The organism is Pseudomonas fluorescens, assembly GCF_030344995.1.
Classification (GTDB): domain Bacteria; phylum Pseudomonadota; class Gammaproteobacteria; order Pseudomonadales; family Pseudomonadaceae; genus Aquipseudomonas; species Aquipseudomonas fluorescens_BF.
Map to the genome: position 1 here is coordinate 1,330,607 of NZ_CP128260.1, position 15,604 is coordinate 1,346,210.

The following is a 15,604-nucleotide window of genomic DNA, read 5'->3' on the forward strand; positions in this document are numbered from 1 at the left end:
GAGTTTGTTTATGAGTGTCATGGAAAAAAATTTGTTTGAAACAGGTCTGAGTAAAGTCGATCAGGGATTTGTAGAGTTTGAACGCATGCTGGGAGGGGTGCCTTCGTTCAAATCGTTTTTGCAGGAGATGATGTTAAAAGAACTTCAGACATTGCTGCCGGACATTTATATCAGCAAGACTTACATCACTGCTCGAAATCAGGAAATCGTTAATCCGCAACCGACCGGGCTGGTCATGGACGTAGTCATGCAGTGCCTGGCGCTGGGCCGGGCACCCGTGTATGACGCCAGCCAATACGGCGTCTACGACTGGCCCGACTCTACGGATGATGAGGACCGGATCCGGGGTCTGGACGTGGTTGCTGTCGGCTCGTTGATCGGCAATGTCTTGGGCTCGCTGGCACAACAGTACCCGCCCTTGCTGGCGCAATACTGGGCCGCTTCTTCGGGCAAGGATGACAAGGGGCGCGAGCTGCCGTCGCGCAGCCGTCAACTTCAGGATGTCTGTGCAGCGCTGTTCTGGCAGGAATTGAGTGCGACAGTGCAGTTGCAAGGCGTACGACCGGAAGTAGAGGAAAGTTTTGCCGTCTTCATAAGGGGCGCATCCATGACGCCGGCCTACAGTGTTTCTCTGCAACTGGAAAACGGTCGATTCGCGACGCTGGCCGGTTGCTTTGTCACTTACCTCTCTGGCCGCTCGGTCTCTGAACTGATACCGGGCGATGACGAATGGGTCGTTCTTTACACTCACGTGAACGGCCTGGAAACATTCCGTACATCGACCATCATGCAGCGTGTTCTGGAGCAGCGTCTGAGCAACCCGGACAGCCGGCTGCAACTGCTCAAGGGTGTTGCCCTGGAGGACGCCGCTCAGGTCAGGCAGGTTCCGGACATCCGTTATCTGAACATTCAGGGTGAACTCTTCCACATCCTCACGGCCCAGTTGCTTGAACAGCAGCAGAGAGACGTGACCTGGTACCTTCGCCAACTGGAAAAAACGGGCGCGGATCTGCAGGCCGTCATTCAGTCAATCGAATCGGTGCATCGTCAGCAGACAGTGAGCGATGCCGCAAAGGGACGCATTGCCCACCTCCTGATCCTGATGAACAAAAAAAATCGGCCGCAATGGCTCAAGGATGCTCCCGCCGCCCATCAGGAAGTTTTCGCCTCGATGGAAAAGGGATTGTTCAGAAGTCAGGTGGCATTGCATGAGTCGATGGGCGGGGTGTCTTCATTCCAGGAATATGTGCGCGGTGTTGTCGAAACTCATATTTGCGCAGACGATACCCAACGTGTGGATCCTGATACGGTCTGGGTGACGGTGCAACATTCGCTGCCGATGGGCAGCCGGCGTATCGAGCATATCGAGCGTAAAACCCTGACCCAGCTGTTCATGTACGGCGTGCATGACAAGGGGGCTGCGTACTCGATCAAGTTCGAGGCGTTTCACAACAACCCGCGACTGACCGCGTCCAATATCGAACGCGCCATCCGCCAGTTTGATTTGCGGGTGCAATACGCCAATGAACGCAATGACCGCTTTGGACGGGCGTCGGTCAGGGAAGCCATGCGTAAAGTGCTGGAACAGCAGATTGCCGTCAGTAACTTCGCCGCGATCCTGCAAAAACACATCAGCCCGCAGGCCCAGGATATGGTGCAGCGGTATCTGCTCGGGAAACCGGAAATGGAGGCATCGGGTGTTGCTTTCCGGCCTTACTACAAACCGTTCAGGGACATGCTTGCCTTTCGTGCGAAAGGCGCGGCGCCTGATCACTCAAGGCATGTCCTTTATGCACCCGGCGCACCGACAGGGCAGCAGTGGTTCGAGTTCACCGATCTGACGGCATTGAAGCGACAGTTCATTGCCTGGGGATTCGAGCCGCGTGACCGTGACTTCCTGACCGGTCAGGCATTCAGCGAAAATCGTGCGGAATTCGAGAAGGACTACCTTTCCTTCAGCGAACCGGGCCCGGTATTCCAGCCATGGTGGTGGGGGGACGTGACACTGGTGCAATGGACTCAAGGGCCGGATGATGTCCCGCTGACGGAGGCCATCCACAGGATCATCGACTGGGAAGTCGCTGAGGAAAAAGTGGCCACACCCGTCTGGTACCGGAACGCGGCGGCGCAGGATCGTGAGCTGCTCACCCGGCTGAATACCGAGTTCAAGGCGATCTACGAAGTGTCAAAAGATGAGCTGAATATCCCCACAATGGTGTCGTTTTCGCGAGACCTGGTGATGGATAGGCTGAACCGTCATCTGCGAGGGGCTGACCCGAAACACCCGTTGATCGATCCTGATCAAGTGAACGTCAAGGTGCGTGGGCAGGAGTGGATGACGCTTACTCAACTGTTCATTCAATGGCAGCTCTGGCCAAGCGATGGTCAGGTGGCATTTGCCTCCAGAAATGGTGCTTCGCTGGGAAATCTGAATGCGAGCGTTGTGAGGGCCTTGATCAGCCTGAAACCGGCCATGGCGTATGAGTGGCATCTGGTTGACCATTTCGCCAATTCCCCGAAGCAGAGCCTGAAGGCGAAGCTCTTCTGCAAGGTCAAGCAAAACGAAATGCTCAAGGCTGCAGTGACTCAAAAGATGCAGGGCTCCCTGTCCTCCGAGCAGTTCAATTGGTTGGCGGGACTGGTCGAGGGGCTGGATCATGACCGCCCTCATGAGCTGGAACCGTTCAAACCCGGAACCACCCCGCAGGAAGGTATTTATACGCTGACCCTTGAGGGGCGACGCATCGAGGGTGCTTACACGTTCGGACGCCGTGTGGCGGGGAAGTTGCAACTGCTTGTCTACATTCCCAAGGCACCAGACGGTTTGAGCTTTCGTCCGCTCGAATCGCTGACGCTGGGACTCAAGGGCGGCAGCCTGGGCAATCACGTCATTGCACTGGCAAGGCTGGAGCACCGAGCTGTCGTGCAGAATTTCGTCATTCGTTGTCAGCAAGCTGCAAACACCCTCCCTGCACCTGCATTGAACAGCAGTTACGCCGTGACTCATTTCAAGTTCGAGTTCGACAGCATGGTTTCGCGGGTGCTCAGCGATGTCGATCATCAAACGACCACGCCTGCCGAGCGTTTCTGGAACACGGTGCTGGTGGTCACGGAGCTGGCGGTGGATATCGTCTCGCTGTTTGTACCGCCGGTGGGACTGGTCGCCAGTATCGTACGGATCACAAGGTCGATCGTTCAGGGCATCGTTGCCTACAGCCTGGGGGATGACGACGCAGGCAGGAACCATCTGGCCTCGGCCTGGAGAAGCTCCATCCTCTTGTACGTCGGCGTGATCGCCGGTGTTGGCGGATCGGTTTCGGCGGTGGGCGCGTTGACACGGGTCAAGGATATTGCGGACATCGTATCGACCGCGACCGGCGTGCCGGTCGGGATCGGTTACATCACCGCAGCGGTTTCTCCCCATGTGATTGCGGACAGCAAGACCCATATCGTCGGCTGATCATTCAATCTTTCAGACGGGCTGATACCCCATCCGCCAACTCACGGCCCGCGTCGCTGCCAGCAACCGCTGCGCCGCCGGGCCGTTTTCGTCGGCGTGGAACAGTGAGGTCGGGCCGACGATGGTCAGCACCGCCGCGATCTGCCCGAGGGCGTTGAACACCGGTGCCGACAGGGCATCGACGCCGGGCATCAGCAAGCCATGGACATGATGCAGACCGCGTTCGCGGATCTGTTCGCACAGCGCCGAATAAGCTTTTTCATCCGCCAACGGATGGCCGCCGCTGGCGATTTCCTGTTCGCGCAATTCATCGGTTTCCCGATGCGGCAGGTACGCGCCGAAAACCAGGCCGGTAGAGGAACTGAGCAGCGGCAATACCGAGCCCAGTTGTGTCACCACCGTCACCGCGCGCACCGCCGGTTCGATGTGCACCACGGTCGCGCCCTGATTGCCCCACACCGCCAGGAAACAGGTTTCGTTGAGTTCGTCGCGCAACTCGGCCAGCGGCAGGGCGGCGAGTTTCAGCACGTCCATACTGTTGAGTGCGGCCAGGCCTACGCGCAGCGCTTCGCGGCCGAGGCCGTAGTGGTTGGTGGCGGCGTTCTGTTCGGCGAAACCGCTGGCGATCAACGCCTGCAGATAGCGATGCACCTTGCTCGCTGGCATTTGCACATGTTCGGCCAGACGCGACAGCGAAGTGGACGGCGACAACTCGGCCAGGGCCTTGAGGATGTCGGTGCCGACTTCGGCGGATCGGACTTTCTGTTTGCCGTTGCTGTCGCTGGTTTTTTCCATGGTGCTGCCGTGTCTCGGAACGAATGGGCGTCTTTATAGCTTGACGCTGGATAGCGAGCAAATTACGTTATGCGTAATTGAATTACGATAAAAATAACCCCGGCGTGCCAAGACCTCTGACCCAGAGCGTCCGGCCATGCCGACTCCCTGTTCAGGAGGCTCCATGAACCTCGATTCAGCCCTGGCTTACCAGTCCGGTTTCGGCAACGAATTCAGCTCCGAAGCGTTGCCCGGCGCACTGCCCGTCGGCCAGAACTCCCCGCAGAAAGCCCCTTACGGTCTGTACACCGAACTGTTCTCCGGCACCGCGTTCACCATGACCCGCAGCGAAGCGCGGCGCACTTGGATGTACCGGATCCAGCCGTCGGCCAATCACCCGGCATTCGTCAAACTCGAGCGGCAACTGGCGGGCGGCCCATTGGGTGAAGTGACTCCCAATCGCCTGCGCTGGAACCCGCTGGAGATCCCGTCCGAACCCACCGATTTCATCGACGGCCTGGTGAGCATGGCGGCCAACTCCGGCGCCGAAAAACCGGCCGGCATCAGCATCTATCACTACTGCGCCAACCGTTCGATGGAACGCGTTTTCTTCAACGCCGACGGCGAGTTGCTGCTGGTGCCGCAACTGGGTCGCTTGCGCATCGCCACCGAACTGGGTGTGCTGGAAGTGGCGCCGCTGGAAATCGCCGTGCTGCCACGGGGCCTGAAGTTCCGCGTCGAACTGCTCGATCCGCAAGTGCGCGGCTATGTCGCCGAGAACCATGGCGCGCCGCTGCGCCTGCCGGATCTGGGGCCGATCGGCAGTAACGGCCTGGCCAATCCGCGGGACTTCCTGACCCCGGTTGCTGCTTACGAAAACCTGCAACAACCGACCACCCTGGTGCAGAAATTCCTCGGCCAGTTGTGGGGCACCGAACTCAATCACTCGCCGCTGAACGTGGTCGCCTGGCACGGCAACAACGTGCCGTACAAATATGATCTGCGCCGCTTCAACACCATCGGCACCGTCAGTTTCGATCATCCGGATCCGTCGATCTTCACCGTACTGACCTCGCCGACCAGCGTCCACGGTCTGGCCAACCTCGACTTCGTGATCTTCCCGCCGCGCTGGATGGTGGCCGAGAACACCTTCCGTCCGCCGTGGTTCCACCGCAACCTGATGAACGAGTTCATGGGCCTGATCCAGGGCGAATACGACGCCAAGGCCGAAGGCTTCCTGCCCGGCGGTGCGTCCCTGCACAGCTGTATGAGCGCCCACGGCCCGGACGGCGAGACCTGCACCAAAGCCATCAACGCGGACCTCAAACCGGCGAAGATCGACAACACCATGGCCTTCATGTTCGAGACCAGCCAGGTGCTGCGCCCAAGCCGCTTCGCCCTTGACTGCCCGCAACTGCAATCCACTTACGACGCCTGCTGGGCCACGCTGCCCGCCACGTTCGACCCGACCCGGAGATAACCCATGACGCAGAATTCCATCACCCGCAGTTGGGTCGCTTCGGCCAACGGCCACACCGATTTCCCGCTGCAGAACCTGCCGCTGGGCGTGTTCAGCCTAAACGGCTCGGCGCCACGCGCGGGCGTGGCGATTGGCGAACACATCTTCGATCTGCAGGTGGCGCTGGAGGCCGGGCTGTTTGACGGCGCCGCGCGCAGCGCTGTCGAAGCCATGCGCGGCGGTCAGTTGAACGCCTTCTTCGAGCTCGGCCGCGATGCCCGCGTTGCCCTGCGTGAACGTCTGCTGGAACTGTTCAGCGAAGGCAGCACTCATCGCGGCAACATTGAAGCCCAAGGCGCAAAACTGTTGCCGCTGGCCGCCGATTGCCAACTGCATCTGCCCGCGCGCATCAGCGACTACACCGACTTCTACGTCGGCATCGAACACGCGCAGAACGTCGGCAAACTGTTCCGCCCGGACAACCCGCTGCTGCCGAACTACAAACACGTGCCCATCGGCTACCACGGTCGTGCATCCACCGTACGCGCCTCCGGTGCCGACGTGCGCCGTCCGAAAGGCCAGACCCTGCCGGCCGGTGCGACCGAGCCGACCTTCGGCCCGTGCGCGCGGCTGGACTATGAGCTGGAACTGGGGATCTGGATCGGTCAGGGCAACGAAATGGGCGAGCCGATTGCCATTGGCGATGCTGCTGAACACATCGCCGGTTTCTGCCTGCTCAACGATTGGTCGGCCCGTGACATCCAGGCCTGGGAATACCAGCCGCTCGGCCCGTTCCTCTCCAAAAGCTTCATCACCAGCGTCTCGCCGTGGGTGGTGACTGCTGAAGCGCTGGCGCCATTCCGCGCCGCGCAACCGGCGCGTCCGCAAGGCGATCCGCAGCCACTGCCGTATCTGCTCGACAAACGCGATCAGGAGGGCGGTGGCTTCGATATCGAGCTGGAAGTGTTGCTGCTCACCGAGAAAATGCGCGAGCAGAACCTGCCCGCCCATCGCCTGACCCTGAGCAATACCCGCTACATGTACTGGACCGTCGCGCAAATGGTTGCGCACCACAGCGTCAACGGCTGCCAGTTGCAGGCCGGTGACCTGTTCGGTTCTGGCACCTTGTCCGGCCCTGAAAACGGTCAGTTCGGCAGCCTGCTGGAAATCACCGAGGGCGGCAAAAAGCCTATCGAACTGGCGTCCGGTGAAGTGCGCAAATTCCTCGAAGATGGCGACGAAATCATCCTGCGCGCCCGCTGCGCCCGCGAAGGTTTTGCCTCGATCGGCTTCGGCGAATGCCGTGGCACCGTGCTGGCGGCACGCTGACAGGAGCGGTTCATGGATCTCTATACCTATTACCGTTCCACCTCGTCGTACCGGGTGCGGATCGCGCTGGCACTCAAGGGCCTCGACTATCAGGCGTTGCCGGTCAACCTGATCGCAGCGCCCGGTGGCGAGCATCGGCAACCGGCGTACCTGGCGATCAACCCCCAGGGCCGGGTGCCGGCGCTGCGCACTGACGAAGGCAAGTTGCTGATTCAGTCGCCGGCGATCATCGAGTACCTGGAAGAACGTTATCCACAGGTGCCGCTGCTGCCCGAAGACCTCGTTGCCCGCGCACAGGTGCGTGGCGTGGCGGCGGTGATCGGCTGCGACGTGCATCCGCTGCACAACGTCAGCGTGCTCAATCGCCTGCGCGGGTTGGGGCATGACGAGCCGCAGGTCAACGAGTGGATCGCTCACTGGATCAGTCAGGGGCTGGCGACGGTGGAGCAGTTGATCGGCGACAGTGGCTTCTGTTTCGGCGAGTGGCCGTGTGTGGCGGACGTGTACCTGATTCCGCAGCTGTACGCGGCCGAGCGCTTCAACGTATCGCTGGAGGCGTATCCACGGATTCGTCGGGTGGCTGCGTTGGCGGCTGAACATCCGGCGTTTATTGCGGCGCATCCGGCGAATCAGCCGGACACGCCGAAGTAGCATTTGATGGCTCCCGTGCAGCGCACGGGAGCCATTCCGGTTACCCGCAAAAAAATCATAAAAACAGGTACCTTGCGATGCACAACCAGATTGCCAGCTTTCGGGCGGCACTCGACGCCCGTCCTGTGTCCCGCTTTCAGTGGTTGCTCCTGATTCTTCTCGCCTTGCTGCTGGTCACCGACGGCTATGACGCCCAGGTGCTCGGTTACGTGGTGCCGGCGCTGGCGCAGGACTGGGGCCTGGAAAAATCCGCGTTCGGCCCGGTGTTCAGCGCCAACCTGCTGGGGCTGACGCTTGGCTCGCTCGCCGTGACGCCGCTGGCCGACCGCTTCGGCGTGCGACGGATTCTGCTCGCCTGCGTGCTGATCTACGCCAGTCTCACCGTGCTGATGGTATTCGCCGATTCCCTGAATACCCTGATGATCGCGCGTTTCATCTGCGGAATCGGCATGGGCGGCGCGATGCCCAGCGCCATGGCGTTGATGTCGGAATATTCACCGCCACGCCTGCGCACATTGATGGTGACGCTGGCCGCCTGCGGCTTCTCCTTTGGCGGGGCGGCGGGTGGTTTTGTTGCTGCCGGCTTCATCGACCGTTTCGGTTGGCAAGCAGTTTTCCTCGCCGGCGGCGTCACGCCGTTGCTGCTGTTCCCGTTCCTCTGGTGGATGCTGCCGGAATCCTTGCCGCGTCTTCTACGTGACGCGCCGCCTTATGCGCGCCTGCGCAAAGTCACCGCGCGGATGCTGCCAGACTGGCAGCCACCGGCCGCATCGGTCGAGCAGAATGAGCGCGAGCAGGGCAGCAAACTGACCGTGGTGGAGTTGTTCCGCAATGGTTACGCACGCCCGACCTTGCTGATCTGGTCGACGTTTTTCGTCAGCCTGATCCTGCTGTATTTCATGATCAGCTGGCTGCCGTCGCTGCTGCTGGAGAGTGGCCTGAAACTCAACGAAGCGAACCTGGTGACGTCGATGTTCCTGTTCGCCGGCACGTTGGGAGCGATCTGCATGGCGTGGTTCGCCGACCGTTTGAAAAGCAAGGTGCGGCTGCTGTCCGGCGTGCTGGCTGGCGCGGCGGTGTGCACGATTTTGTTAGGCCTGAATCACGACAACCCGCGTTATCTGGTGGCTTGTGTGTTTGCGGCGGGGTTCTGCATCATCGGCGGACAGCTGACACTCAATGCGTTCGCCAGCAATTTCTATCCGGCCCACGTGCGCGCCACCGGCACCGGTTGGGCGTTGGGAGTAGGGCGGTTCGGTTCGATTCTCGGGCCGCTGTTCGGCAGCCTGCTGTTGGCGATGCATATTCCGGTGGAGCAGATTTTCTTCTTCTGCGCGATTCCGGCGGTGATCGCGGCGTTGCTGATCATTCAGGTGCGTGCGCCAGCCATTGCGCTGTTCAGTGGACAACCGCGTTCGGCGGCAGATGCCCCAGCCGTTCCGTCAGGCGAAGTCGCTGAATCGGGTCGTCACTGAGCAATAGCGCGTGCTCCAGATCGAAACGCTCGGCGTTCGGGCAATCGAGGCGCTGATACAGACTGGCCCGGGCCAGGTAATCGGCGGCGCTGGCGTTGCCCAGTTCGAGCACGCGCTCGGCATCGATCAGCGCCGCGATGAAGTCGTCGTGGGTCAGGTGCAACTGGCGCAGGTTGCGTGACAGACGCTGAAGCATCTGCACAGGCTCCGCAGTCAGCAGGTGGTCGGCGTTGAGTTTCATCTGGTGGCCGTACTGGCGATGCAGCAGTTCGCGGCAATCGTTCGGATATAGACGCCGTCCGCCGCACGGATCGAGCAGGTGATCGGCCCCGGGAACCTTGAGCAGGAAATGCCCGGGGAAGTTGACCCCCACCAGCGGAATTTCCAGGCCACGGGCCAGTTCCAGAGCGATCAGTGCCAGCGCCAGTGGCTGGCCACGTTTGCTCTGCATGACTTTATGCACCATCGCGGCCTGCGGGCGCAGCGGTACGAAATCATCCTGGGCAAAACCGAGGTCGGTCATGCGCCGCAGCAGCGGTTGAGCCAGCTCGCTGACCGGCAGCAACGGCAAGCCATAGCTGACTCGCTGCTGCAGTTCCTTGAATTCCTGCAACAGCGCTTCGGGATCGGCTTGTTTGTCGTGTTCGGCGGCCATCCACAACGCGGCTTCGAACAGCGCGGGCGGTGAACGGTGCAGACAATCGAAGAAACGTTGGCGCGGACTCATCTAAATCTCCGGGGCATGCCTCGTTTTAGCCCCGTCTTTGCCATTCGTCCAGTGTCGGGCCGCTCTGCCATCGGGTTATGCCACAACCCTCTGATCGGTGGCGGCGCTTATTCCGGCACGCTTCAGCAATTTTCAGGCGCAAGCCTATACTGGCGTCTACCAGAAGTGATTCGGGAGCCTGCCGATGTTCGCTCTCATGCAAAGCACTCGCCTGGAATCGCTGCACCTTAGCGTTGATCCGGTGTCCGGATTGAAGGCGGTCATTGCCATTCATAACAGTCGTCTCGGGCCAGCCCTGGGCGGGTGTCGTTATCTTGCCTACCCGAACGACGAATCCGCGGTCGAGGACGCCATACGCCTGGCCCAGGGCATGAGCTACAAGGCCGCATTGGCCGGTCTCGCTCAGGGCGGCGGTGTCGCCGTGATCGTGCGGCCGGCCCATGTGGAAAACCGCGCCGCATTGTTCGAAGCCTTCGGGCGTTGCATCGATCAGCTCGACGGGCGCTACATCACCGCCATCGACAGCGGCACTTCGGTGGCGGACATGGATTGCATCGCCCAGCAGACTCAACATGTCACCAGCACCACCTCGGCCGGCGACCCCGCGCCGCACGCGGCGATGGGCGTGTTCACCGGAATTCGCGCCACGGCCATGGCACGGTTGGGGAGCGACAATCTCGAAGGCTTGCGCGTGGCGATTCAGGGGTTGGGCAATGTCGGTTATGCACTGGCCGAACAGCTGCACGCTGCCGGCGCCGAACTGTTGGTCAGCGATATCGACCACGGCAAAGTACAACTGGCGATGGAGCAGCTCAACGCCCATCCGATCGCCAACGACGCGTTGCTCAGCACGCCGTGCGACATCCTCGCGCCGTGCGGTTTGGGCGGTGTGCTCAACAGCCACACGGTCACGCAGTTGCGCTGCTCGGCGGTGGCGGGCTCGGCTAACAATCAACTGACGCACCTGGACGTCGCCGATCAATTGGAACGGCGCGGCATCCTGTATGCGCCGGATTACGTGATCAATGCCGGCGGGCTGATCTACGTTTCCCTCAAGCATCGGGGCGAAGAGCTGACGACCATCACCGCGCACCTTTCGAAAATCAGCTCACGGCTGACCGAAGTGTTTGCCCACGCCCAAGCGGAAAAACGTTCACCCGCGCGGGTGGCGGACGAGCTGGCGGAGAAGGTGTTGTACCGCTGAAGATTTCCCGGACATGAAAAAGCCCCTGAGTCTTTCAACTCAGGGGCTATTCAATTCAAGTGTCGCTTACTTCGCAGCCTTCGCCGCTTTTGCAGGTTTGGCTGGCGCTTCTGCCGGTTCAGCCACGTCTGCTGGCTCGGTTGCCACAACCGGTGCGGCCGGTGCGTTGATCAGCTCCGACAGGGCATCAGGCTGGCTCTTGAACGCCCGGGCAAACACATCGCGGTTCTTCGCCATGTAGATCCCGACTTCTTCCACTTGCTGCTCGCTCAACGAAGGAACGGCTTTTTCCAGCACCTCGGCCAACAGTTCGGCCAGTTCGAGCATTTTGTCATGACGGTCAGCTTCGGCTTTATCCATGAACAAGCGCTCCAGATCTCGGCTGCTGCGGTATACCACTTCGACGGCCATTCACCACCTCACATGCCTTCACATTAAGTTGTCTTTGCGACTACTGTATCTATATACAGCGAAAAGGATAAGCGAATCCCTGCGCTTTGGGTAGTGGCTTTTCAATGTAGACCGGATTCGGATTTTGTCAGCCCGGCGTCTGTGCGCAGGTGCGACCAAACGCCACGGCGCGGGTTTTGCGCAGCCTCGCCATGATGGCGTGGCCTCTTTTCTGCATGCATCTGCGTACGTGCGCAATAACCGTCACGTCCAGCACGCAACATCCGCTCGAACCGGGCTAAGGAACCTTCATCGTGAAAATCAACTGGGCCGAGAAACTGCGGCAAAACGTGCATCAACTGGCCGAGTCCCTGGGCAACCTGTTCGTCGAGACCTTCCATTACCTGGCGCTGTTCGCCATCGGTGCGGTGACCGCGTGGGCGGCGGTGATGGAGTTTCTCGGGATGCTCGAGGAAGGGCACATCAAGATCGATGACATTCTGTTGCTGTTCATCTATCTGGAACTGGGGGCGATGGTCGGGATTTATTTCAAGACCAACCACATGCCGGTGCGCTTCCTGATCTACGTGGCGATCACTGCACTGACGCGCCTGCTGATCTCCAACGTCTCGCACCATAACCCGCCGGACATGGGCATCATTTACCTGTGCGGCGGGATTCTGCTGCTGGCGTTCTCGATCCTGGTGGTGCGTTACGCCTCGTCGCAATTCCCTTCGGTGAAAATCGACAACCCGCACCGCAAGATCGGCACGGGTTCCAGTGAACATCCAGAAGTGGAAAAAGGCGAACTTTAAAGGCCGGCAGTTGGCCGGGGCTGATGTTTGGCCTGACGCGGTGGCGGAGCGACTCCGTCGCCGCGGGTCATGGCATCGAGAATCGCCATGGCGCTGTGGCCCTGTTCGATGGCGATGCCGAACTGGATGCTTTGCACCAGTCGCTTGAGGCGCTTGGGGTCGTTGCGCTGTTCGGCGCTGATCATCCGTTTGGCGACGATCCGGCCGCTGTTGGAAAGGGTCAGCATGATGCTGCCGTCGAGGCCTTGAATGCTCAGGTTGATCTGATAGTCCGGCGCGAAGGCATCGGTAATGATCTGAAAAGGATTGTCCATGATGCGTCACCGCCTGATTGAACGTGCAGTTGTTGACCGGCCTTGATCGGGTTGGTTCGCCGAACCTGACCATCGGCCCTTCCGTGGTCCTGTCTCCTTCAGCGATGTAGCAAGGGACATGCCGGGAATATTGTCGAACAATGAAACCGGCCAAAAAGAAGGCGAGCCCATGGCTCGCCTTCTTCGTTTGCGGCCCGTTTCAGGGCAGAACCGAGTAGATGATCGCTGACAGTGCAATCAGGCCGATCAGTACCACGAACACGTTGGACACCTGTCCCGAGTACTGGCGCAAGGCCGGCACGCGGCGGATTGCGTACATCGGCATCAGGAACAGCAGACAGGCAATCACCGGCCCGCCGAGGGTTTCGATCATGCCGAGGATGCTCGGGTTGAAGGTCGCCACGGCCCAGCAGCTGAGGATCATGAACACGGCAGTTGCACGGTTCAGCCAGCTCGCCGACATCACCCGGCCACGGCTACGCAGGCTTTTGACGATCATGCCCTGAAAGCCTTCGCTGGCGCCGATGTAGTGGCCGAGGAAGGATTTGGTGATCGCCACCAGCGCGATCAGCGGCGCGGCGTAAGCGATGACCGGGGTCTGGAAGTGGTTGGCCAGGTACGACAGGATCGAAAGGTTCTGCGCCTTGGCCGCTGCCAGATCCGCCGGCGACAGCGCCAGCACGCAACTGAAGCAGAAGAACATCACCGTCACCACCATCATGCCGTGAGCCATGGCGAGAATGCCGCTGCTCTTGCGCTCGGCCTGCTCGCCATAGCGCTGTTTCTGCTCGACGGCGAAGGCGGAAATGATCGGCGAATGATTGAACGAGAACACCATCACCGGGATTGCCAGCCACAGGGTCTTGAGGAACACCGACATTTCCATCGGTTCCTGGGCGCTGGCGAAGAATGCGCCGTTCCAGTTCGGAATCAGGCTGATGCCGAGCAACAGCAGCGCGGCGACGAACGGATAGACCAGCACGCTCATGGCTTTGACGATTACGCTCTGACCACAGCGGACGATGGCCATCAGACCGAGGATCAACGCCAGAGACAGCACCGCTCGCGGCGGCGGGGCGATGTGCAACTGGTGTTCGAGGAAGCTGCTCAGGGTGTTGGTCAGCGCCACGCTGTACACCAGCAGGATCGGGAAGATCGCGAAGAAATACAGCAGTGTGATCAGCTTGCCGGCACCGATGCCGAAGTGTTCTTCCACCACTTCGGTGATGTCACCGGAGCGGCCCGACAGCACGAAGCGAGTCAGGCCCCGGTGAGCGAAGAAGGTCATCGGGAATGCCAGCAACGCCAGGATCAGCAACGGCCAGAAGCCGCCGACACCGGCGTTGATCGGCAGGAACAAGGTGCCGGCACCGATGGCCGTGCCGTACAGGCCGAGCATCCAGGTGGTGTCGAATTTGCTCCAGCCCTTGTGGGCGGTTTCGTTGTTGCGTGTGCGGTCTACAGCGGGATTATCGGCAGCAGGTGTGCGTACATCGGTCATCGTTTTTGCCTCGTTATTATTCTTGCTCGGGCTCACGTGTTACGGGCGGTCAGGGAGCGCTCCTCAGCACTCCACCCAGCTCACGGCCAGGCCGCCCCGTGAAGTCTCTTTGTATTTGTCATGCATGTCGGCGCCGGTATCGCGCATGGTGCGGATCACCCGGTCGAGGGAAATGAAGTGTTTGCCGTCGCCACGCAGGGCCATTTGCGTGGCGTTGATCGCCTTCACCGCCGCGATGGCGTTGCGCTCGATGCACGGCACCTGCACGAGTCCGCCGACCGGGTCGCAGGTCAGGCCGAGGTTGTGTTCCAGGCCGATTTCGGCGGCGTTTTCCAGTTGCTCCGGCGTGGCTCCCAGAACATCGGCGAGGCCCGCAGCGGCCATCGCACAAGCGGAGCCGACTTCGCCCTGACAGCCGACTTCGGCACCGGAGATCGAGGCGTTTTTCTTGCACAGGATGCCGACGGCTGCCGCGCCCAGAAAGAACGCGACCACGTCATCGTCCGACGCGTCCGGATTGAATTTCATGTAGTAGTGCAGGACGGCCGGGATGATCCCGGCGGCACCGTTGGTCGGCGCGGTTACCATGCGTCCGCCGGCGGCGTTTTCTTCGTTGACGGCAAGGGCGAACAGGTTGACCCACTCCATCGCCGACAGGGTCGAACTGATGACGTTCGGCTTGCCGATTTCCAGCAGGCTGCGGTGCAGTTTCGCCGCACGACGCGGAACATTCAGACCGCCGGGCAGGACGCCTTCGTGACGCAGGCCCTGTTCGACACACTCGCGCATCACCGACCAGATATGCAGCAGGCCCTGACGGATCTCGGCGTCGCTGCGCCAGGCCCGTTCGTTGGCCATCATCAGTTCGGAAACCCGCAGGTTGTGCTGTTTGCACAGCGCCAGCAGTTCAACGGCGCTGGAAAAGTCGTAGGGCAACTCGACGTCACCGGCCGGTGCTACACCGGACTCTGCCTCGGCCGCTTCGATGATGAAACCGCCGCCGACCGAGTAGTACGTTTGCGTGAACAGCTCGGCAGATTCGCCAAAGGCTGTCAGCGACATGGCGTTGGGGTGGTAGGGCAGGCTCTCGTCCAGCAGCAGGAGATCGTGTTGCCAGTTGAAGGCAATGTTTCGCTGCCCGGCCAGGCAGAGTTGACCGGTTTCCCGCAGGTGCTGGATGCGCGGGTCGATGGTCGACGGATCGATGCTGTCCGGCCATTCGCCCATCAGGCCCATGACCGTTGCGCGGTCGGTGGCGTGACCGACGCCGGTGGCTGAAAGCGAGCCATACAAACGGATTTCCACCCGCTTCACATCCAGCAGCAAATGCTGGTCGATCAGGGCCTGGGCGAAGGTCGCGGCGGCGCGCATCGGGCCGACGGTGTGGGAACTGGACGGGCCGATGCCGACTTTGAATAGATCGAAAACACTGATAGCCATGCTAAAGCCTTACAAGCAATGGAGTAGGAATCGCCGCCATTTTTTGTAGGACAAGCGCAATGTCG

General features: G+C 60.7%; 12 protein-coding genes and 1 pseudogene. 7 read left to right on the forward strand and 6 right to left on the reverse strand.

What is annotated here, in order from left to right; genetic code table 11:
- Positions 1-10 precede the first annotated feature (10 nt).
- Positions 11-3,460 (forward strand): dermonecrotic toxin domain-containing protein, encoded by a 3,450-nt coding sequence (locus QR290_RS05910; protein ID WP_289204530.1) that lies wholly within the window; start codon positions 11-13, stop codon positions 3,458-3,460.
- A 12-nt stretch (positions 3,461-3,472) separates the two neighbouring features.
- Here the strand turns inward: QR290_RS05910 and QR290_RS05915 are convergent, their stop codons facing one another.
- Complete coding sequence (locus QR290_RS05915; RefSeq protein ID WP_289204531.1) at positions 3,473-4,255, reverse strand: IclR family transcriptional regulator; 783 nt, start codon at positions 4,253-4,255, stop codon at positions 3,473-3,475.
- A gap of 163 nt (positions 4,256-4,418) precedes the next feature.
- Between QR290_RS05915 and hmgA the strand changes: the two genes are divergently transcribed.
- The 4 genes from hmgA to QR290_RS05935 all read left to right on the forward strand — a co-directional run bounded on the left by hmgA (position 4,419) and on the right by QR290_RS05935 (position 9,148).
- A complete protein-coding gene (hmgA, locus tag QR290_RS05920; RefSeq protein WP_289204532.1) occupies positions 4,419-5,714 on the forward strand; it encodes a homogentisate 1,2-dioxygenase in 1,296 nt (431 codons plus the stop codon).
- A 3-nt stretch (positions 5,715-5,717) separates the two neighbouring features.
- Positions 5,718-7,022: a fumarylacetoacetase gene (gene fahA / locus QR290_RS05925; RefSeq protein WP_115076591.1), complete on the forward strand. Its 1,305-nt coding sequence runs from the start codon at positions 5,718-5,720 to the stop codon at positions 7,020-7,022.
- Between the two features lie 12 nt (positions 7,023-7,034).
- The gene (gene maiA / locus QR290_RS05930; protein WP_289204533.1) at positions 7,035-7,673 is read left to right on the forward strand and encodes a maleylacetoacetate isomerase; all 639 of its coding nucleotides are present in this window, start codon (positions 7,035-7,037) and stop codon (positions 7,671-7,673) included.
- Between the two features lie 77 nt (positions 7,674-7,750).
- Positions 7,751-9,148, forward strand: coding sequence for an MFS transporter (locus tag QR290_RS05935; RefSeq protein WP_115076593.1), 1,398 nt, complete (start codon positions 7,751-7,753; stop codon positions 9,146-9,148).
- On the opposite strand, the gene QR290_RS05940 is transcribed toward QR290_RS05935, so the two are convergent.
- Positions 9,072-9,875, reverse strand: a complete 804-nt coding sequence (locus QR290_RS05940) for a SirB1 family protein (protein ID WP_115076594.1) — start codon at positions 9,873-9,875, stop codon at positions 9,072-9,074. The two genes, QR290_RS05935 and QR290_RS05940, sit on opposite strands and share 77 nt — an antisense overlap.
- A gap of 184 nt (positions 9,876-10,059) precedes the next feature.
- Here QR290_RS05940 and QR290_RS05945 point away from each other — a divergent pair, with 184 nt between their 5' ends.
- Positions 10,060-11,079 carry a Glu/Leu/Phe/Val dehydrogenase family protein gene (locus QR290_RS05945; RefSeq protein WP_011332519.1) on the forward strand — a complete coding sequence of 340 codons (1,020 nt, stop codon included), beginning with the start codon at positions 10,060-10,062 and terminating at the stop codon, positions 11,077-11,079.
- 153 nt (positions 11,080-11,232) lie between these two features.
- Here QR290_RS05945 and QR290_RS05950 read toward each other — a convergent pair.
- Positions 11,233-11,490, reverse strand: a pseudogene (locus QR290_RS05950) (YebG family protein); the annotation flags it as partial.
- Between the two features lie 293 nt (positions 11,491-11,783).
- Between QR290_RS05950 and QR290_RS05955 the strand changes: the two are divergent.
- The gene (locus tag QR290_RS05955) at positions 11,784-12,284 is read left to right on the forward strand and encodes a phosphate-starvation-inducible protein PsiE (RefSeq protein ID WP_115076596.1); all 501 of its coding nucleotides are present in this window, start codon (positions 11,784-11,786) and stop codon (positions 12,282-12,284) included.
- Here QR290_RS05955 and QR290_RS05960 read toward each other — a convergent pair.
- The 3 genes from QR290_RS05960 to QR290_RS05970 form a co-directional block, all read right to left on the reverse strand.
- Positions 12,281-12,598, reverse strand: coding sequence for a DUF3509 domain-containing protein (locus tag QR290_RS05960; RefSeq protein ID WP_115076597.1), 318 nt, complete (start codon positions 12,596-12,598; stop codon positions 12,281-12,283). The two genes, QR290_RS05955 and QR290_RS05960, sit on opposite strands and share 4 nt — an antisense overlap.
- Positions 12,599-12,797: 199 nt before the next feature.
- Complete coding sequence (locus QR290_RS05965; RefSeq protein ID WP_289204534.1) at positions 12,798-14,099, reverse strand: HAAAP family serine/threonine permease; 1,302 nt, start codon at positions 14,097-14,099, stop codon at positions 12,798-12,800.
- A gap of 63 nt (positions 14,100-14,162) precedes the next feature.
- Positions 14,163-15,539, reverse strand: coding sequence for an L-serine ammonia-lyase (locus tag QR290_RS05970; protein WP_289204535.1), 1,377 nt, complete (start codon positions 15,537-15,539; stop codon positions 14,163-14,165).
- Between the last annotated feature and the right edge of the window lie 65 nt (positions 15,540-15,604).

Coding starts and splice junctions, on each gene's coding strand:
- QR290_RS05935 (WP_115076593.1), top strand. CDS start 7,751: ATGCACAACCAGATTGCCAGCTTTCGGGCGGCACTCGACGCCCGTCCT.
- QR290_RS05970 (WP_289204535.1), bottom strand. CDS start 15,539: ATGGCTATCAGTGTTTTCGATCTATTCAAAGTCGGCATCGGCCCGTCC.
- hmgA (WP_289204532.1), top strand. CDS start 4,419: ATGAACCTCGATTCAGCCCTGGCTTACCAGTCCGGTTTCGGCAACGAA.
- QR290_RS05965 (WP_289204534.1), bottom strand. CDS start 14,099: ATGACCGATGTACGCACACCTGCTGCCGATAATCCCGCTGTAGACCGC.
- QR290_RS05945 (WP_011332519.1), top strand. CDS start 10,060: ATGTTCGCTCTCATGCAAAGCACTCGCCTGGAATCGCTGCACCTTAGC.
- QR290_RS05915 (WP_289204531.1), bottom strand. CDS start 4,255: ATGGAAAAAACCAGCGACAGCAACGGCAAACAGAAAGTCCGATCCGCC.
- QR290_RS05940 (WP_115076594.1), bottom strand. CDS start 9,875: ATGAGTCCGCGCCAACGTTTCTTCGATTGTCTGCACCGTTCACCGCCC.
- maiA (WP_289204533.1), top strand. CDS start 7,035: ATGGATCTCTATACCTATTACCGTTCCACCTCGTCGTACCGGGTGCGG.
- QR290_RS05910 (WP_289204530.1), top strand. CDS start 11: ATGAGTGTCATGGAAAAAAATTTGTTTGAAACAGGTCTGAGTAAAGTC.
- QR290_RS05960 (WP_115076597.1), bottom strand. CDS start 12,598: ATGGACAATCCTTTTCAGATCATTACCGATGCCTTCGCGCCGGACTAT.
- fahA (WP_115076591.1), top strand. CDS start 5,718: ATGACGCAGAATTCCATCACCCGCAGTTGGGTCGCTTCGGCCAACGGC.